The organism is Candidatus Pelagibacter sp. HIMB1505 (genome assembly GCF_052047915.1).
GTDB classification, from domain to species: Bacteria; Pseudomonadota; Alphaproteobacteria; order Pelagibacterales; family Pelagibacteraceae; genus Pelagibacter; species Pelagibacter communis_A.
In genome coordinates this window covers 399,141-416,765 of sequence record NZ_JBNAIR010000001.1, presented here as the reverse complement: position 1 = coordinate 416,765, position 17,625 = coordinate 399,141, and the positions used below count along the sequence as shown (strand labels likewise).

At 28.2% G+C, this 17,625-nt stretch carries 19 protein-coding genes; 10 read left to right on the top strand and 9 right to left on the bottom strand.

Annotation, left to right across the window (positions count from 1 at the left end; translation table 11 throughout):
- Positions 1-5: 5 nt before the first annotated feature.
- On the bottom strand, positions 6-1,193 hold the full coding sequence (locus tag ACTTAU_RS02180) for a class I SAM-dependent methyltransferase (protein WP_438305969.1): 1,188 nt from the start codon (positions 1,191-1,193) through the stop codon (positions 6-8).
- Positions 1,194-1,213: 20 nt separating this feature from the next.
- Positions 1,214-2,080 (bottom strand): dihydrodipicolinate synthase family protein, encoded by an 867-nt coding sequence (locus tag ACTTAU_RS02175; RefSeq protein WP_438305970.1) that lies wholly within the window; start codon positions 2,078-2,080, stop codon positions 1,214-1,216.
- Between the two features lie 49 nt (positions 2,081-2,129).
- Here ACTTAU_RS02175 and ACTTAU_RS02170 point away from each other — a divergent pair, with 49 nt between their 5' ends.
- Positions 2,130-3,092, top strand: coding sequence for a glycosyltransferase family 9 protein (locus tag ACTTAU_RS02170; RefSeq protein WP_438305972.1), 963 nt, complete (start codon positions 2,130-2,132; stop codon positions 3,090-3,092).
- On the opposite strand, the gene ACTTAU_RS02165 is transcribed toward ACTTAU_RS02170, so the two are convergent.
- Positions 3,089-3,592, bottom strand: a complete 504-nt coding sequence (locus ACTTAU_RS02165) for a DnaJ domain-containing protein (protein WP_438305974.1) — start codon at positions 3,590-3,592, stop codon at positions 3,089-3,091. The two genes, ACTTAU_RS02170 and ACTTAU_RS02165, sit on opposite strands and share 4 nt — an antisense overlap.
- 15 nt (positions 3,593-3,607) lie before the next feature.
- Between ACTTAU_RS02165 and ACTTAU_RS02160 the strand changes: the two genes are divergently transcribed.
- Together ACTTAU_RS02160 and ACTTAU_RS02155 are read left to right on the top strand one after the other, a co-directional pair.
- Positions 3,608-5,683 (top strand): S9 family peptidase, encoded by a 2,076-nt coding sequence (locus ACTTAU_RS02160; RefSeq protein ID WP_438305976.1) that lies wholly within the window; start codon positions 3,608-3,610, stop codon positions 5,681-5,683.
- Between the two features lie 100 nt (positions 5,684-5,783).
- A complete protein-coding gene (locus ACTTAU_RS02155; protein WP_085115087.1) occupies positions 5,784-6,230 on the top strand; it encodes an Hsp20 family protein in 447 nt (148 codons plus the stop codon).
- 42 nt (positions 6,231-6,272) lie between these two features.
- On the opposite strand, the gene ACTTAU_RS02150 is transcribed toward ACTTAU_RS02155, so the two are convergent.
- On the bottom strand, positions 6,273-6,578 hold the full coding sequence (locus ACTTAU_RS02150; protein ID WP_438305978.1) for a hypothetical protein: 306 nt from the start codon (positions 6,576-6,578) through the stop codon (positions 6,273-6,275).
- A gap of 126 nt (positions 6,579-6,704) precedes the next feature.
- Between ACTTAU_RS02150 and ACTTAU_RS02145 the strand changes: the two genes are divergently transcribed.
- The gene (locus tag ACTTAU_RS02145) at positions 6,705-8,015 is read left to right on the top strand and encodes an NCS2 family permease (RefSeq protein WP_438305981.1); all 1,311 of its coding nucleotides are present in this window, start codon (positions 6,705-6,707) and stop codon (positions 8,013-8,015) included.
- A 32-nt stretch (positions 8,016-8,047) separates the two neighbouring features.
- Here the strand turns inward: ACTTAU_RS02145 and ACTTAU_RS02140 are convergent, their stop codons facing one another.
- Positions 8,048-8,584: a phosphoribosyltransferase gene (locus ACTTAU_RS02140; RefSeq protein WP_440632913.1), complete on the bottom strand. Its 537-nt coding sequence runs from the start codon at positions 8,582-8,584 to the stop codon at positions 8,048-8,050.
- Between the two features lie 33 nt (positions 8,585-8,617).
- Between ACTTAU_RS02140 and ACTTAU_RS02135 the strand changes: the two genes are divergently transcribed.
- A complete protein-coding gene (locus ACTTAU_RS02135; RefSeq protein ID WP_438305985.1) occupies positions 8,618-9,508 on the top strand; it encodes a hypothetical protein in 891 nt (296 codons plus the stop codon).
- Positions 9,509-9,808 carry a DUF1330 domain-containing protein gene (locus tag ACTTAU_RS02130; RefSeq protein ID WP_438305986.1) on the top strand — a complete coding sequence of 100 codons (300 nt, stop codon included), beginning with the start codon at positions 9,509-9,511 and terminating at the stop codon, positions 9,806-9,808.
- On the opposite strand, the gene ACTTAU_RS02125 is transcribed toward ACTTAU_RS02130, so the two are convergent.
- Both ACTTAU_RS02125 and ACTTAU_RS02120 read right to left on the bottom strand, forming a co-directional pair.
- On the bottom strand, positions 9,795-10,430 hold the full coding sequence (locus tag ACTTAU_RS02125; RefSeq protein ID WP_438305988.1) for a DNA-3-methyladenine glycosylase family protein: 636 nt from the start codon (positions 10,428-10,430) through the stop codon (positions 9,795-9,797). The two genes, ACTTAU_RS02130 and ACTTAU_RS02125, sit on opposite strands and share 14 nt — an antisense overlap.
- On the bottom strand, positions 10,423-11,307 hold the full coding sequence (locus ACTTAU_RS02120) for a DMT family transporter (protein ID WP_438305990.1): 885 nt from the start codon (positions 11,305-11,307) through the stop codon (positions 10,423-10,425). Before ACTTAU_RS02120 ends, ACTTAU_RS02125 begins: the two co-directional genes overlap by 8 nt.
- Positions 11,308-11,342: 35 nt before the next feature.
- Between ACTTAU_RS02120 and msrA the strand changes: the two genes are divergently transcribed.
- From msrA to ACTTAU_RS02100, 4 genes are read left to right on the top strand one after another with little or no spacing between them, the layout of a single operon-like run.
- Positions 11,343-11,786, top strand: a complete 444-nt coding sequence (gene msrA, locus ACTTAU_RS02115) for a peptide-methionine (S)-S-oxide reductase MsrA (protein WP_438305992.1) — start codon at positions 11,343-11,345, stop codon at positions 11,784-11,786.
- 1 nt (position 11,787) lies between these two features.
- Positions 11,788-12,603: a sulfurtransferase gene (locus ACTTAU_RS02110; protein WP_440632912.1), complete on the top strand. Its 816-nt coding sequence runs from the start codon at positions 11,788-11,790 to the stop codon at positions 12,601-12,603.
- Positions 12,604-13,473 (top strand): efflux RND transporter periplasmic adaptor subunit, encoded by an 870-nt coding sequence (locus tag ACTTAU_RS02105; RefSeq protein ID WP_438305995.1) that lies wholly within the window; start codon positions 12,604-12,606, stop codon positions 13,471-13,473.
- A complete protein-coding gene (locus ACTTAU_RS02100) occupies positions 13,474-16,602 on the top strand; it encodes an efflux RND transporter permease subunit (RefSeq protein WP_438305997.1) in 3,129 nt (1,042 codons plus the stop codon).
- On the opposite strand, the gene ACTTAU_RS02095 is transcribed toward ACTTAU_RS02100, so the two are convergent.
- Positions 16,592-17,194, bottom strand: coding sequence for a transglycosylase SLT domain-containing protein (locus ACTTAU_RS02095; RefSeq protein ID WP_438305999.1), 603 nt, complete (start codon positions 17,192-17,194; stop codon positions 16,592-16,594). The genes ACTTAU_RS02100 and ACTTAU_RS02095 overlap by 11 nt on opposite strands.
- Positions 17,194-17,586: a VanZ family protein gene (locus ACTTAU_RS02090; RefSeq protein ID WP_438306001.1), complete on the bottom strand. Its 393-nt coding sequence runs from the start codon at positions 17,584-17,586 to the stop codon at positions 17,194-17,196. Before ACTTAU_RS02090 ends, ACTTAU_RS02095 begins: the two co-directional genes overlap by 1 nt.
- Positions 17,587-17,625: the final 39 nt, after the last annotated feature.

Sequence of the window (17,625 nt, the reverse complement as noted above, 5' to 3'; positions counted from 1 at the left end):
ATTATTTATTGATAAATATAGTCTCTTGTAACTGGAGTTGATGTATAATTTTTTGCAAGCTGGAATTGATATACTACTTGATCTCCCCATTTGAATGCCATTTCACATCCAGCAAGATAAAATTCCCACATTCTAAAAAATTTCTCATCAAACATTTTGATAATTTTTTCTTTATTGCTCAGACAATTCTCTTTCCAGTGTCTAAGTGTGTGGGAATAATGTAATTTTAAAACTTCAATATCTGTTACAATTAATCCTGCTTTTTCAATCGAAATTACCGCTTCACTCAAACTTGGAGTGTAACCGCCAGGAAATATATACTTAGTAATCCATGGATGTGGGTCTCTTGGTGGATCAACTGATCCGATAGTATGGATCATTGCAACCCCGTCATCTACCAATAAGTTTTCAACCTGGTTAAAAAATTTGTTATAAAATTTTCTACCAACATGTTCAAACATTCCAACACTTACAATTCTATCAAATTTTTCATTTAATTCTCTATAATCAATAAGTTTAAATTTTACCTGATTTTCTAAATTTAATTTTTTTACTTTTTCATTTGCATACTTATGTTGATTTTCTGATAGAGTTATTCCTGTAACTTCACATTGAGCTGCTTTTGCAATATCAATTGCTAGTGATCCCCAGCCACAACCAATGTCTAGAACTTTTTGATTAGGTTTTAAATTTAATTTTTTTATAATATGTTGAATTTTATTATTTTGAGCCTGTTCAAGTGTATCAGTTTCATTTTTAAAATATGCACATGAATATTGTCTTTTAGGGTCTAAAAATAAGTCATATAAATCATCTGAAATATCATAATGATGAGAAACATTCATTTTTGATTTTTTTATAAAATTGAAATTTGTTAAATATCTGTATGAACCTCTAGCTTTATTTAATAAATAGCTAAAAAAATTAAATTCTCGTCTCCCTATATTCATAAGTGCAAGATCTAAAAATTCTGTTAAACTTCCATTTTCTAATATGATTTCACCATCTGTATATGCTTCACCAAAATATAAATCTGGATGAAACAATAATTTATAATGAAGTTTTGGATTTAATATTTTTACTTTGATTGGATTATCTTTTGGTTCACCAATAATATAGTTGTTATTATTTGCATCTATTAAAATAAAACCACTTTTTTTAAAAACCTTATTAAGAAATCTAGCTAACTGCATTTTTAACTATCATTAAAAAATTAATTTTTAAAATTTAAAGATATTAAATTCCTTTCTAAATCTTGATAATCGTTTTTGCCAAGTAAATTTAATGGAGGCAAAACATTTTTATAAATCATATCTCTAGTAGAGTAATATGCATGTATGCCCGAAATCAAATTATAGTTTTCAAATGCTTCTCTAACATCACATAATTTTTTATTATCTGTTTCACTTTTATCTCTAATAAAATCATCATAAACTTTTCTGGATAATCTAGCAGTTACATTGCAAGTAGCAGTTATAATTCCTGAACAACCAACTTTTAAACCTTTGATTAATTTAGTTTCTGAACCTGGTAAAATAGAAAAATTTTCTAATTTTAGTTCTTCAAAAATATTATAAGTGCTGTCTTTAATTCCAATAATCTGTTTTGGAAATTTTTTAACTAATTCCTTTATTGTAGGTATATCAAATTTATATCCACAAAGTTTTTCAAAATTATATAAAACTATTTCACAATCTGATACTGCTTCAATAATTTTGCTATAGAAATTAATTACATCTGTATGTCCATATTTGTAATATGCTGGTGGCATTATTAAAAATCTTTTAAAAGATAATGAGATTGAAACTTTCATTAAATTAATCGTTTCTGTAAGTGAATTGAGCCCAGTCCCTACTATAAATTTCTCTTTATATTTACTTGAAGATAATTTGTTCAATAATTCAATTTTCTCAGATATAGAAATTAATTGAGCCTGACCTGTACTACCAAAAACAGCTACACCATGACAGCCCTCGTCAATTAGCTGTTCACTATGTTTAATTGTTTTCGCCACATTTAAACTCAAATCATCATTAAATATAGACATTGATGCAGCATATATGCCATTGATTTTACTCATAAATAGAAATTTATATAAAAAAATTATTTAGTAAAGTTTATAAACAATTATGAAAATATTAGCTGTCCAAAATAGAAAAGGTATAGGAGATACAGTTATTTTTTTGCCTTTTATAAAAGCTATCAGTGAAAAATACTCTACACCAATAGACATATTGGTTCGTGAAAACTCTAAAGCAGAACAATTTTTGACTGATACCAAATATATTAATAATATTCATATTTTAGATAGAAACGATCTAGCAAATGGAAAACATGATGGATTTTTAGGTGCGTTAAATTTAATCAAATATTTAAAAAATGAAAATTTTGAAAAGATTTTTATATTTAACTCTTCTTTAAGATTTAGTTTAATAGCAAGGTTAGCGGGAATTAAAAAGATATTTCAATATCCACTTTTTAATAAGAATAAACAACATATTACAGACACGGCACAACTATTTTTGAAAAATTCAATTAACATTGAAAATTTTGGTAACCCAACAATTGAAATAAATAGAATAAATACAGAAGATGCAAAAATAAAATTCAATATAGATAAAAATTCTTTGAATATTCTTTTGGGTATTGGGGGATCTGGACCAACAAAAAGAATTCCATCAAAAACATTTATAAAATTGATGGAAAAAATAATTAAAGAAAAAAATTGTAAATTTTTTTTAGCTACAGGAAAAAATGATGAAGAGCAAAAAATTTTAAAAGATATAATAAACTCAGAATTTGGAAAATTTTGCATTTCATTAGATAATTTAAGTATAAAAGAAACATTACCAGTTATTCAAAACTGTAATGTTGCAATATGTAACGATACGAGTTTTAGCCATCTTTCTGCAGCTCTGGGAGTAAATACGATTACACTTATGGCTGACACTCCTTTAATATACGGATCTTATAGTTCAAAAATGCATCCTATAATTCCAGATGGTGAAATAAATGTTACTCATAACACAATGGGCAAAGATAGAATTAATCCTGATAAAATATTTGAAAAATTTATAGAAATTTTAAACTAAGTAATATCCCTTAACACAAGTTCTTTAGCTTCATTGACTATTGTAGAAAGTCTAGCAGTTTCAGGTGATATATCTGGATGTATTTTTTTTTGAATTTTTGTATGAGCTTTCTTAACCTCTTCTTTAGAAATTTTTTTTGTTCTATCTAAGTTAAGAATTTTATAGGCTTCATCAATTGATAAACTGCTTCTATTATTGGTTTGCATATTATTGAAAGAAAATCGACCTGAATTTCTCAAAGTTTGTATTAATCTAAATAAAGAAATTAATTGAAAAATTGATAAACCTTTTAGCTTTAGCAATGCTAAGCTCGCTAATGTAAGAGGAAGTGTCAGTAAATATCTTCCTCCAACCGCAAATAGTATAGCAAGCAAAAATAGTCCAATAATAAGAAGGATTCTTGCACCTTTAGAGATTTTTTTTGAGGAAATAGTGGTGAATTTTTTAATTAATAAATAAAAGATAGTTAAAATGACTAATGTATAAATAATTATATTCATATAATTCCTTCATTTATGAAATTACCACAATTAGCAAAAAAACCTGAGCTTAAATCTTGTCATGATGTCGCCTGGGAGGACAATTATAGCTGGATACATCAAAAAGATATTTTAGAAGTTTTAAAAGATAAAGAAAAATTAAACCCAGAAGTTAGAAAATATCTTGAAGAAGAGAATAGCTACACCGAAGAACAACTAAAAGACACAAAGGGTATACAAAAAAAACTTTTTGATGAAATTAAAGGTAGAATAAAACTAGATGATGAATCTTTACCTTATAAAGATCATTCATATGAATATTGGACTAAAACAACTACTAAAGGAAATTATTCAATAAAATTAAGAAAGAAAATTGGAACAGATAAAGTTGAAGAAATTTGGAATGGTGACAAAGAAAAAGAAAAAATAAAAACAGAGTATTTTGGAGTTGGAGATTTAGAAGTTAGCAATAATGATGAATATTTAGCATATTCACTTGATACTAAAGGGTCTGAATATTACACAATTTTTATAAGAGAAATTAAAACACAAAAAATTATATCAAAAGAAATTAAAGAAACATCTGGAAGTATTACTTTTAGTTTAGATGATAAATTTATTTACTATTCAAGCTTAGATGAAAATCATAGAGCAAGAAAAATATTTAGACATGAAATTGGAAGTTTTGATAAAAAAGATGAATTAATTTTTGAGGAAAAAAGTGAGGCATTTACGGTAAGTATTGGCATAAGTTCAGATGAAAAATATTACTTTATATCAACTTCAGATCATAATACCTCCGAGCAATATTATTTTAGTGTTAATGAAGAAAAACCTATTCCAAAATTAATTCAAAAAAGAGAAAGAGGAATATTATATTCTGTAAATTCTTGGGATGGTAAATTTTATAATCACACTAACAAAGATGCTGAAGATTTCAAAATTCAAACTTCTGATAGCCTTGAAAATCAAGATTGGAAAGATTTTATACCAGCTAAAAAAGAAACATTGATTGGTGGACTAACTTTTTTAAACAATTGGATTATAAGATCAGAAACCTCTGATGCGCTTGATAAACTATTTGTAATTAATAAAAAAGATGGAACAGAAGAAGAGCTGGTAATTTCTGAGGAAAAAGTTTGTGTCCCAAATGTTTCCTTAAAACAAAAAGACAGGAATACTGATGAGATATATTTAGGTTATTCTACTCCAAAAACTCCCTCTAGAGTTTATCTATTTAATTTAGCATCCAAATCAAAAAAATTAATTAAAGAACAAGAAATTCCTTCAGGGCATAATCCTGATGATTACATAGTTGAGAGAGTTGAATATGAATCTCACGATGGAAGATTGGTGCCTCTTACAATAACTAGACATAAAAAGACAAAAATTAATGGTTCAGCTAATTTACTACTTTATGGCTATGGCTCATACGGACACTCAATGAGCCCTAGTTTTTCATCGACAAGATTGAGTTTAGTGGACAGAGATATAATTTGGGCTACAGCACATATTAGAGGTGGTATGGAAAAGGGAATGAAATGGTGGAAAGAAGGAAAGCTAACTAATAAAAAAAATACCTTTGAAGACTACATACATGCTGCAAAGTATTTAATTGAAAACAAATATTCATCTAAAGGCAAAATTATTGGAATGGGTGGATCTGCTGGTGGTTTGCTTATGGGTGCAGTCGTTAATCAAGCGCCAGAGCTTTTTCTTGGAATCATAATGGCAGTACCTTTTGTAGATTCGCTAACAACAAATCTTGATCATTCTTTGCCATTAACTGTAGGTGAATTTGATGAATTTGGAAATGCTAAAGATAACAAAGATCACTTTGATTATATTTATTCTTACGCCCCATATCACAACATAAAAAAAATGGATTATCCAAATATTTTGATTACTACAAGCTTAAGTGATAATAGAGTTCTTTTTGATGAGCCTGCAAAATTTACAGCAAAATTAAGAGACTATAAAACAGATAACAATTTACTTTTATTAAAAACTGAAATGAATGCAGGTCATGGTGGAAAATCAGGACGTGATGGAGCTATTGAAGAAATTGCTTTAGATTATGCTTTTGCATTAAAAATTTCAAAAAAAATTTAGTTTTCAACTCTTGAAATTTTAAAACCTGTTATTAAATAAAAATCGTAAGTCGCCTAATGGGGCTTACAAAAATAAACTTGCTTAAACAAAGGAGGATATTATGACAAGTAAGGATCTATCTATATTTAACTCACTAAGACCTTTTTCAATTGGTTTTGACGATATGTTTGATCAATTTGAAAATATGTTGGGTAATGGGCATCTAACAATGCAATCAAACTACCCACCATACAATATCAGAAAAACTGGTAAAGATAACTATGCTATAGAAGTAGCATTAGCTGGTTTTTCAAAAGATGATGTTGAAGTTGAGTTTGAAGATAATTTATTAACTGTAAGAACAAAACAAGTTAATAAATCAGATGATAAAAACTCTGATGGAGAAATAATTCATAAAGGAATTTCTCAAAGACAATTTGCTAGATCATTCACTATTGCTGATGACGTAAAAGTGGGAGAAGCTAAGCTCAAAGATGGTCTCTTAACAATTTCTTGTGAAAGAATTATTCCAGAGCATAAAAAGAAAAAACTTATTGAAATTAGATAAGTGTAAAACCTTACTTGCGGAGATTAATTCTCCGCAAGTGACTTAAAAACATCCATTAGAGACAAAACCAATTACAACTTGATTTGAATTAAGTTCAAATCTTCTTTCGCAGGGAATTCCATATTTTTTAGTTATGTAAACTAATTCTAAGTTTCCTTTTTCATTTTTATAATCTTCATCAGGTTTTCCTAGGTCCATTCGTAATTCATTTGACGATTTACCTATATATTTGCTTAACTTTTCATTTTCTTTTTCAACAATTGCATCAGTTTTATTCTTAATTGTCTGACAACCTGAGATTAAAAAAAATGATGTAATTAAAATACCTATTAAGAGATTTTTTTTCATTTTGCATATTAAGCATTAAAATATGGCATAAATATAAACTTATAAGTTGAATTATGTGAATAAACTTCAATTATAAAGGGTGTCTTTTGTAAGAATCTAATATTTATCAGACAACTAGGAGGAATAATGCTCGATAACTATTTTAATTATAAAAAACACAAAACAAATTTTCAAACAGAAGTAATCGCTGGCGCAACTACCTTTTTGACAATGGCTTACATTATGTTTTTGAATCCATTTATTTTATCTGGTGAGTTTGCTGGACCAGAGAAAGGCTTTTTTGATTTTGGAGCCGTTTATACAGCAACTATTCTAGCAACTGCCTTAGCATGTTTTATAATGGCTTTTTATGGAAAAACATGGCCTATAGGGCTTGCACCAGGCATGGGTATTAATGCTTTTGTAGCTTTTGGTGTTTGTGCTGGAATGGGCTACACACCACAAGAGGCACTGGGTGCTGTTCTTGTTGCAGGTGTACTATTCTTAATTATATCCCTTACTCCAATTAGAGCTTGGTTAATCAATTCAATTCCAAAAAGTTTAAAACTTGGGATTGGTGCTGGAATAGGATTATTTTTAGCAATTATTGGTCTTCAAATAATGGAAGTTGTTGTGGATAATCCTGTAACACTAGTTCAATTAGGTGATCTTGGAGATCCTTTGGTTCTTTTAGGATGTGCAACTTTTATTTCAATAATTGTATTAGAAAAAATGAATGTAAAAGGAAATATCATTATTGGTATTTTGGTATTCAGTATTATTGCTTGGGCTGCTGGTCTTGCGAAATTCAATGGTATCGTAAGTTCTCCTCCACCTATGACTTATTTATTTGAATTTGATCTTTCTGCTGCAATGACAGCTGGAATGTCCACTGTGATATTTACTTTATTATTTATCGACTTTTTTGATACAGCGGGAACTCTAACTTCAGTTGCCAATGTTGCTGGTAAAGTTGATAAAAATGGAAAAGTTCAAGATATCAATAAGGCAATGTTATCAGACAGTGTTGGAACTGTTGCTGGTGCAATGATGGGAACAACTACAGTTACAAGTTATGTTGAGTCTGGTGCTGGTGTCAAAGCTGGTGGTAAAACAGGAATGACTTCTCTTGTAATTGGATTGTTATTCTTAGCTTGTATATTTTTTGCACCGTTAGCAACTAGTTTACCAAAACAAATTGATGGTGGTGCTTTGCTATTCGTTTCAGTTTTATTTATTAGAAATATTACAGATATTGAATGGGATGATATATCAGAGTCTGCTCCTGCAATTCTTGCAATGATAGCTATGCCTTTAACTTATAGTATCAGCAATGGTATTGCTTTGGCTTTTGTTTCGTATGCATTGATAAAAATATTTACTGGTAAGTTTTCTTCAACTTCGCCAGCAATATGGGTGATTGCAATTCTAAGTGTAATTAGTTTTGTGGTTGCTTAAAAAATACTTAATAGGGCTGGTTTTTACTGGCCCTATTTATTTCTTTTAATAATCTCATCAATACTTAGTTCTTCGTAATGTTCAGTTGGTTGAACAATCCAAGGGTCAGAGTCTAATCTAACTGGACAAAAATCAGGTTCAAAAGTTGATGATTTTTTTTTCCATAAACAAGCAGTTTTGACCTCATTAATGAAATTTTTAGTTGGTCCGTAATTTTTAAGCCATTCAATACTTTTATTTAAAGTAAGACCTGTGTCAGATAAATCATCAATTAATAACACTTTATTAAAGTCCTTATCGTTAGCTAAAGAACTTATTTCTCTTGCAAACATGAGTTTACCCTGTTTATCTTCCATACCTTCACCTGAATAACTTTGAATAACAATATAAGCTATAGGCAGCTTTAAAATCCTGGATAAAATATCCAAAATTGGAGCAGCTCCTCTCATAATGCCCACAAGAACAGTTGGTTTATAATTTTCAAAAATTTGAATTGCTAACTTTTCAACTATCTTATTATATTCGTTAAAAGTTATTACTAATTTATCGGCCATAAAATTTTTTATCATATAAAAAAATTAAAAAAAGATTAAAAAGATAATATGAAAATTTTTGATTGTTTTATGTATTTTGATGAAGAGATAATCTTAGATTTGCGTTTAAATTTATTAAATGAATATGTTGACTATTTTGTAATTGTAGAAAGTACTTTCAATCATAAAGGAGAAAAAAGATCTTTAAATTTTAATATAAAAAAATTTAAAAAATTTGAAAACAAAATTATTTATTTAATTTATGACAAAGAACCAAATGGAATAGAAATTTTAAATGATAAAGATAGTGATGATGAAAAATACAAAAAATATGTTTTAAATGCTGTAAAAAGAGAAAATAGTCAAAGAAATTTTATATTAAAAGGATTATCAAAAGCTGATGGTAATGATTTTATTTTGATTTCTGATGTAGACGAAATACCAAGCTTAGCTAATTATGACTTTAAAAAGAATAATAGAAAGATAATTTTTTTTAAGCAGGATATGTTTTATTATAAATTCAATTTAAAATTACCTAACTTAAAATGGATTGGTACTCGTGGATGCAAAAGGAAAGATTTAATAAGTCCTCAGTGGTTAAGAAATATAAAAGATAAAAAGTATTCCTTTTTAAGACTTGATGTACTTTTTTCTAAAAAGAAATATATTAACATGAAAATTGTTGAAAATGGTGGTTGGCATTTTACAAACATCAAATCTCCAAAAGCTTTAGAGCATAAACTGAAGTCATACCTGCATCACCGAGATTTTGATCTTAATCCTTTATCACTTAGAGAAATTAAAGAAATTATGAATAAAAAAAAAGCTATTTATAATTTAAATGTTGATAAGAAAAAACAAAAAATAGGCAATGGTGATAGATTAGAAAAAGTTAGTATTGAAAGTTTACCAAATTATATTAAAAAAAATTTACAAAAATATAGTGAATGGATTGATTAAATGAAAAATGGTTATTGGATAAGTTTATATATAAAAATAGATAATCAAGAAAAATTAAAAAAATACGCTGAAACTGTTACACCAATTATAAAAAGCTATGGTGGAGAACCTTTAGTAAGGGGTGGAAAATACCAAGTTTTTGATGGAGATGAATTTAGTAGAACTGTAATTTGGAAATTTCCAAGCTATGAAAAAGCTATTCAGTGTCATAGCTCAAAAGAATATCAAGCAGGTTGGGCAATAGCAAAAGATTCTACCTCTAGGCATATGCAAATAGTTGAAGGTTTTAGTACTGAATAGGTTCAGGGTCTATACTTCTCCATAAATACCAGGTTGCAACTGAACAATAAGGTGTAAATCTTTTTTGCAAAAGATTTACAAATTTCATTGGTGGCAAATAATCTTTTTTATAGTTTTTAGATATTGCTCTTAATAATCCAATATCTTGGATGGGCCAAATATTTGATCTGTTGTAAGTGAATAATAAAATCATTTCTGCAGACCACCTACCTATTTGCCTTAATTGACTAAGATAAATTATTGCTTCTTCATCTGACATTTTACCTATTAAACTAGGTTTAAATGTTTTATTTTTAATTTGATTAGCTAAACTTTTAATACCAATAACTTTCTGTTTACTTAATCCGCAGGATTTCAATTGAGCTGTGCTTAATTTTAAAACATTATTCACATTTATTTTATTTGAACATTTCTTTTTAAATCTCATAAAAACTGCATTTGCAGCGGCGACACTAATTTGCTGACCTATTATACTTTTGCATAATGAAAAAAAAACATCCCTTCTTGTAGTTAAAGTAGTTTCGCTTGGAACAGAGTAATTCTTTATGAGTTTTTGCATTATTTTATCTTTTTCAGATAAAAATCTTTTTGCTTTTTTCCAATATAAAGGTGTCTTAGTCATGCATAGTTTTTGAAGAAAGAATTTTCTTTTTATAAATTTCTCTTCTAAAAATAATCATAGTTGATGATATTACTAATACTGATCCAATTAATGTTTTAACAGTTGGAATTTCATTCCATATTAAATATCCAAAAATAATAGCAAAAACTAAACTTAGATATTTTAATGGAGTTACTAATGATACTTCAGAATATTTGTAAGAAGTGCTCAACCATAAATTGGCTACACCACCAAATATTCCAACTAAAGACAATAATACAAAATCATAAATACTTGGCATCACCCAACCACTTGGGATCGTAAAAAAACTTAAAATTGTTATAGAAAGTGAAAAGTAAAAAGAAATTAACCACACTGGCTCAGTTTTCGAGAGTTGTCTTAAAGTTATAGCTACGTATGACAATCCCAAACAAAAGATAATTGGAAATATATAATAAATATTAACTGAGGAAATACCTGGTTCAGTGATAACTAAAATTCCAATAAATCCAACAACAACTGCAAGCCATCTATAAATCCCCACTTTTTCACTTAATAAAAATATTGATAAAATTGTTGTAAAAATAGGTGCCGCAAAAGATATACTCACTACAGTCGCCAAAGGTAATTTTCTAAGTGCAACAAATATTGCTACTAAAGCAATCAAGCCTGAAATACATCTTAAAAAGTGAAGTCCTGCCCTTTTAGTTATATAAAAATTATGAAGCCTGTCTTTTGGAATAATGAAAAGATAAAATATAATTCCAAAAAAACCTCTAAAAAACAAAACTTGTCCTACTGGATAATTTACAGACCATTTTACAATAATATCCATTAGTGAGAAAGCACATATGGATAAGAACATGTATAAAAAGCCTAATTGATTTTTGCTAAGCATGATAATAATTAGTAGTTTAATTTTAACTATTATCAATGGAAATAGCAGTTTTAGCTTTAGGATGTTTTTGGGGACCTGAAATAAAATTCTCAAAAATTAATGGCATTAAAAAAACTGAGGTTGGATATTGTGGGGGAAATAATCCAATAACTTCTTACAAAGAGGTTTGCTCAGGGTCTACCAATCATGCAGAGGTTGTTAAATTAGAATTCGATCCTAAAATGATTTCTTATGAGGAAATTTTAAATATTTTTTTTACAATTCATGACCCAACAACACTTAATTCTCAAGGTCCAGACTTTGGAACACAATATAGAAGTGAAATATTTTATGATAATGAAAATCAAAAAGTGATAGCTGAAAAAGTTTTGGATTTAACAAATAAAAAACTTTCAGGTAAAGTTGTTACTAAATTATCTAAAATTCATAATTACTGTAGAGCTGAAGAATACCATCAAAAATATTTAGAAAAAAATTAACATGTCGTTAATAGAGACAAGAGAACTTGAAAAAATTCTTGATACAGTAAAAATTATCGACTGTTCTTGGCATATGCCACAAGTAAATAGAAATGGAATTGAAGAATATAGAAATCAACATATTCCAAATGCTATTTTTTTTGATTTAGACGAAAATTCAAAAAAAGAGACAGCTCTTCCTCATATGCTTGTAGATTTAAATGATTGGGAAGAGATAGTATCTAATATGGGAATAAACAATGATGATGAAATAGTTATTTACGATAATTCTGATGTAATTAGCTCATGTAGATGCTGGTATAATTTTATTTATTACGGACATAATCCAAAACTAATTAAGGTATTGAATGGTGGATTAAAAAAATGGATTAATGAAGATCGTCAAATAAGTAATGCCCTACCAAAAGTTATAAGAAGCAATTACAAATCTAAAGAGTATAAAAATTTAGTAAAAGACAAAAGTCAAATAGATGAAAACATTATTAAAAAAGAATTTAATTTAATTGATGCAAGAAGTATTGAAAGATTTAATGGTAATGCAAAAGAGCCAAGAGCAGGTCTAAGAAGTGGTAACATTGAAAACTCATCATGTATCCCTTTCACATATTTAATTAATTCTGACAAAACTTTTAAAAGTATTAAGGAGATAAAAGAAATTTTTAACAAAAACTTAAAGGATTTATCTTCTAATAATGTTGTGTTTTCTTGTGGTTCAGGTGTAACTGCTTGTGTTTTAGCACTAGCATATTCTTTAATTAATGATAATTATTTGCCAATTATATACGATGGCTCTTGGTCAGAGTATGGGCAAACATAAATGAAACGATCAACAAAAATAATAACAATTATAACTGTTTTCTTCCTTGTGATTGCAATCGTTATTACTGCAAGAACGATGATAGGAAATCATTTTAAAAAAAAATTCAGTAAAAGACCTCCTCCAGGAATAATTGTGACTGAAGTTGTAAAACAAGAATTTGCTGAAAAATTAGAAACTTTTGGAACAGCTATTTCAAGTAAAAGTGAAACATTTAAAATAAGAAAAAATGATGTTGTGGGTGAATTAAACCTAAAAGATAAAGTTAAAAAAGGAGATTTAATCTTAAATCTTAAGAGCGGTAATGTCGTAGCACCTTTTGATGGTGTACTAGGTTATACTGGTTTAACAGAAGATATATTTATTTCAGACAATATATTCATCATAACTTTAGATGATAACTCTACAATTTTTTCAGATATAAAAGTCCCTGAAAGTTATGCACCTTTCATTAAAAAAGGTTTACCTGTTGAAGCAAGAGTATCTAGTTATAAAGATAAAATTTTTTTAGGGGAAATTGATTTTATATCAAGTAGGATAAATGCTGATACAAGAAGTCTATTAGCTAGAATTAAAATTAATAATAACAACTTAGAATTATTGTCAGGATCATTATTAGAAATTACAGTTAAGTTTAATTTAAGAGACTCTTTAAGTGTTCCAGATACTAGTATTATGATGGAAGGAGAAAAATCTTACATATACACTGTTTCAGATGAAAATATTGCCAACAAAACTGAGGTTCAGATTGGCTTAAGAGGAGATAGTAAAGTTGAAATTCTTTCTGGTATTAATGAAGGTGATCAGATTGTTGCTGAAGGTTTAAAAAAAGTTAGACCTAGGGGAAAAATAAAACCAATTAAAAATTAAATGTTCATTACTGAATTAAGTATTAAGAGACCAGCTGTTTCGTGGGTAATGTCTTTGATACTAATTATATTTGGTCTTTTTGTTTTTTGGAAATTGCCAGTTAGAGAATTGCCTGATGGCATTCAGCCTCCTGTTGTCCAAGTTCAAGTAGATTATAAATCAGCATCAGCCTCAATTGTAGATCAAGAAGTAACTCAAGTAATGGAAGATGTGATTGGAGGTGCTGAAGGTATAAAAAATATAGACTCTAAATCAGAAAATGGAAGAAGTACTATCAATATTGAATTTGATACAAGTATTGATTTAGATAATGCTGCAAACGATATTAGAGAAAGAGTTGCAAGAGTAGTTGACAATTTACCTGACGAATCTGACCCACCACAAATTTTAAAAAGAGCCGCAGGTTTTACCACAACAATGTGGTTAGCTCTGTCATCAAAAACTTGGAATGACCTAGAGCTTGGTGATTATGCTGAAAGATTTTTAGTTGATCAATTTTCAAGTGTAAAAAATGTTGGAAGAATAAGAGTTGGAGGTTTAAGGGAATTAAGTATAAGAGTTTGGGTAGATCCCATTAAATTAGCAGCAAATGATTTGACTATTCAAGAAGTAGAGTCTGCATTAAGAAATGAAAATATCAGGTTGCCAGCTGGAACTCTTGAGGCTGATAATGTGGATTTAACTTTAAACCTTGATAAATCTTACAATAACATTGAAACAATTAAGCAATTACCTATCAAAAAATCAGCAAATAAAGTTATCACTCTTTCAGATGTATCTAATATTGAGTTTGGCCCTGTATCAGAAAAAACACTCTTTAAAGCTCAAACTAGAGATCAATTAAATCTAAAAACAGTTGGAATTGGTATTTATGCAAGAAGTGGGGCATCAACTGTAGAGCTTTCTGATGATATAAAAAGAAAGATAATAGAAGTAAAAAAATCTTTGCCGGATGAATTAGATTTAAGAGTTGCTTTTAATAGAGCAAATTATGTTGAGGCTGCAATTGAGGAAGTTTATAAAACACTTATCACAGCATTCATTCTTGTAGTTGTTATTATTTATCTATTTCTTGGAAATCTTAAAGCAGTAATTGTACCTGCAATCGCATTACCTGTAAGTTTAATAGCATCCTTTTTAGGACTTTATATTTTTGGACTTTCAATAAATATATTTGTACTTTTAAGTTTTATACTAGCAATTGGAATAATTACTGATGACTCAGTGATAATGACAGATTCCATTTATCGAAGAATAGAAAATGGAGAAACACCATTAGTTGCTGCTTATAAAGGTTCTAAACAAATTTCTTTTGCAATTATTGCAACTACTTTAATTTTGGTTGCAGTATTTTTACCTTTAATATTCATTGAAGGTATTTCTGGCACTCTTTTTAAAGAAACAGCAATTGCTTTATCATTTTCAATTGTAGTTTCATCTTTTGTAGCCCTAACTTTATCTCCAATGTTAGCAAGTAGGTTTTTATCTAAAAAAACTACAAAAAATTTGATTGTTAAAAAATTTGAAAAAATTTTCTTAAGCTTTGCTAATTTCTATAAAGAGACTTTAGATTTTGTTATTAATAAAACAAAAATTACTGGAGCATTTATTATATTCATAGTAATTGTGTCTGTACTCTTATTCAACTTTACAAAAAAAGAATTATTACCAATGGAGGATAGAGGAGCTTATTTGGTCATTGGTTTTACAGATGAAGGTAGTTCCTTTGAATATACTCAAGAAAGAGCACAAGATGTTGAAAAAAGATTAATTCCTTTACTTCAAGCAGAAGACAGTCCTTATTCAAGATTTATCATGCGTGTACCTGGTTTTGGAAGTAACGCTAACTCATTTAATAGTTTTATTATTATTGCACTTTTAGATGACTGGAAAAATAGAAGTAAAGATTCTCAAACTGTAATGAGAGAAGCAATTGGAAAAATTGTGACAGTACCTCAAGCAGTTGCATTTCCCATATCTCCTCAATCGATAAGAGTTTCAAGTTACAACAAACCAGTCCAGATGGTAATTTATGGAAGCACTTATGAAGAATTAGAGCAAATTCAGACTAATGTTATAAGAAAACTTAGATCAAATAGAAATCTATCTAGAATAGAGTCGGATTATAATCGAAACAAACCTGAGGTAAAATTAGTTATAAATAAGAATAAAGCTAAAGATCTAGGTGTATCAACGCAATCAATTGGTAGGACGCTTGAAACTTTATATGGGGGAAAGAGGATAACAACTTTTAATCGTCTTGGAAAAGAATATCCAATAATTGTACAGCAATATTTATCAGATAGACGAAATAAAGATGGGATTTCAAAAATTTTTGTAAGATCTGAAACGACAGGTAAACTTATTTCACTAGCTAATTTAGTTGAATTTAAAGAGGAAGGATCAGCAAAAGAATTAGCAAGATATAATAGACAAAGAGCTGTTACTATATCAGCCAATATATCTGAGGGATATACTTTAACAGAAGCGATTAAATTTCTTGAAAATGTAATGTCAGAAGTTGCACCTGAAAATCAAATTACATGGAAAGGTAAATCTGAGGAAATTAAAGAGACAAGTAATGAATTATTTATAATTTTTGGACTTGCTTTATTAACCGCGTACTTAGTAATGGCTGCAACCTTCAACTCATTCATTCACCCATTTATAATTGTATTAACAGTGCCTTTAGCAATTTTTGGTGGTTTGGTATTTATTTTATTTTTGAACACTTCGATAAATATTTTTTCACAAATTGCTCTTATTATTCTAATAGGGATATCCACTAAAAATAGTATTTTGATTGTTGACTTTGCAAATCAAATTAGAACTACAGGTAAAAATATAGAAGCAGCTGTTAAAGAGGCTTGTAGTGTTCGTTTTAGACCTATTATAATGACTTCACTTAGTACAATGATTGCAATGTTTCCACTAATCATAGGAAATATAGGACCTGGTGCTGGTGAGGGATCGAGACTTGCAGTTGGTGCTACAATTTTTGGAGGCATGATAATTTCTACATTTTTTACACTTTATGTAACTCCTTCGATGTATTTAGCTTTAGCAAGAAATACAAAAAGAATTGATGCTGTTGATATTGAGCTAGATAAACAATTATCTAAAAAATAATATATTTATTTTTATCTAAAGAATTTTGACATTTAGAGAGTTGATTTTTGTAAATTTTAGATTGTTTTTCGACTTTCTTTGCTAAACCAATAACTTTTTTATTTTTCTTATAATTTTTATAATTTCCCCATCCTTCATGATAAGCAACATATTGTTTAAATGCATCGTTCAAAGATATCTTTAAAATAGATTTTGTTTTATTTGTATACCAACCTATAAAATCTACACTATCCTTGAATCTTGCTCTTGTTGCTAATTTATTTCCTGTTTCATTCTTATACTGCTCCCAAGTCCCTTTTACAGCTTGCGAATAACCAAAAGAGCTTGAGGGTCTTTTAAATGGAATTACTTTAAATAACTTCTGTCTTGGAGGTTTTGCAAGCCAATCAAAATCGGATTCCATCTTAATAATAGCTAATTGAATATGAATTGGTGTTCCCCATTTTTGTTCAACTTTTTTAGAATGTTTATACCAAAGGTATCTTTCATCAAATATTTTACAACTATTTGAAGTGTTTTGAGGAATTGATGAACAGCCAGAAACCAAAAGTAATAAAAAAATTATTAATAGCTTTTTTGGAATGAGTTTCATCATAATTTTTTTCTAAAAGATTTATAAATTTTAAAAAGTAAAAAAACTATTAAGACTCCAAAAAAGTTACCAAATAGATCTTTATATTCAAAACTTCTTTGTGGTATCAAATAATGCAAAAGTTCTAAAAAAATTGAGATAAAAAATAAATATGAAAATAAAATCTTAATATTTTTTTTGTAATAAGAGAGAAACCCCAATATTGATAAAATTAAAAAAGCATAAACATGATTTGAGGAGAAAAAAACAAAATCTGATGTTATCTGGGGTTGTTTTTGAACATTACCATAAATTAGCCAACCCATAATGCTGCCTGGATAGATATATAATATAATTAATAGTATATTAGAAATATGAAATATAATTTTTGTTAATAAAGATATTTTTTTCATTTAAACAACACTTTTTTTTTTATATTAAAATAAGCTTAA

Excerpts from the sequence above, each read along its gene's own strand:
- ACTTAU_RS02130 (WP_438305986.1), top strand. The coding sequence starts at position 9,509 with ATGAAAAATGGTTATTGGATAAGTTTATATATAAAAATAGATAATCAA.
- ACTTAU_RS02090 (WP_438306001.1), bottom strand. The coding sequence starts at position 17,586 with ATGAAAAAAATATCTTTATTAACAAAAATTATATTTCATATTTCTAAT.
- ACTTAU_RS02095 (WP_438305999.1), bottom strand. The coding sequence starts at position 17,194 with ATGAAACTCATTCCAAAAAAGCTATTAATAATTTTTTTATTACTTTTG.
- ACTTAU_RS02180 (WP_438305969.1), bottom strand. The coding sequence starts at position 1,193 with ATGCAGTTAGCTAGATTTCTTAATAAGGTTTTTAAAAAAAGTGGTTTT.
- ACTTAU_RS02120 (WP_438305990.1), bottom strand. The coding sequence starts at position 11,307 with ATGCTTAGCAAAAATCAATTAGGCTTTTTATACATGTTCTTATCCATA.
- msrA (WP_438305992.1), top strand. The coding sequence starts at position 11,343 with ATGGAAATAGCAGTTTTAGCTTTAGGATGTTTTTGGGGACCTGAAATA.
- ACTTAU_RS02170 (WP_438305972.1), top strand. The coding sequence starts at position 2,130 with ATGAAAATATTAGCTGTCCAAAATAGAAAAGGTATAGGAGATACAGTT.
- ACTTAU_RS02160 (WP_438305976.1), top strand. The coding sequence starts at position 3,608 with ATGAAATTACCACAATTAGCAAAAAAACCTGAGCTTAAATCTTGTCAT.
- ACTTAU_RS02110 (WP_440632912.1), top strand. The coding sequence starts at position 11,788 with ATGTCGTTAATAGAGACAAGAGAACTTGAAAAAATTCTTGATACAGTA.
- ACTTAU_RS02140 (WP_440632913.1), bottom strand. The coding sequence starts at position 8,584 with ATGATAAAAAATTTTATGGCCGATAAATTAGTAATAACTTTTAACGAA.
- ACTTAU_RS02150 (WP_438305978.1), bottom strand. The coding sequence starts at position 6,578 with ATGAAAAAAAATCTCTTAATAGGTATTTTAATTACATCATTTTTTTTA.
- ACTTAU_RS02145 (WP_438305981.1), top strand. The coding sequence starts at position 6,705 with ATGCTCGATAACTATTTTAATTATAAAAAACACAAAACAAATTTTCAA.
- ACTTAU_RS02155 (WP_085115087.1), top strand. The coding sequence starts at position 5,784 with ATGACAAGTAAGGATCTATCTATATTTAACTCACTAAGACCTTTTTCA.
- ACTTAU_RS02100 (WP_438305997.1), top strand. The coding sequence starts at position 13,474 with ATGTTCATTACTGAATTAAGTATTAAGAGACCAGCTGTTTCGTGGGTA.
- ACTTAU_RS02125 (WP_438305988.1), bottom strand. The coding sequence starts at position 10,430 with ATGACTAAGACACCTTTATATTGGAAAAAAGCAAAAAGATTTTTATCT.
- ACTTAU_RS02135 (WP_438305985.1), top strand. The coding sequence starts at position 8,618 with ATGAAAATTTTTGATTGTTTTATGTATTTTGATGAAGAGATAATCTTA.
- ACTTAU_RS02175 (WP_438305970.1), bottom strand. The coding sequence starts at position 2,080 with ATGAGTAAAATCAATGGCATATATGCTGCATCAATGTCTATATTTAAT.
- ACTTAU_RS02165 (WP_438305974.1), bottom strand. The coding sequence starts at position 3,592 with ATGAATATAATTATTTATACATTAGTCATTTTAACTATCTTTTATTTA.
- ACTTAU_RS02105 (WP_438305995.1), top strand. The coding sequence starts at position 12,604 with ATGAAACGATCAACAAAAATAATAACAATTATAACTGTTTTCTTCCTT.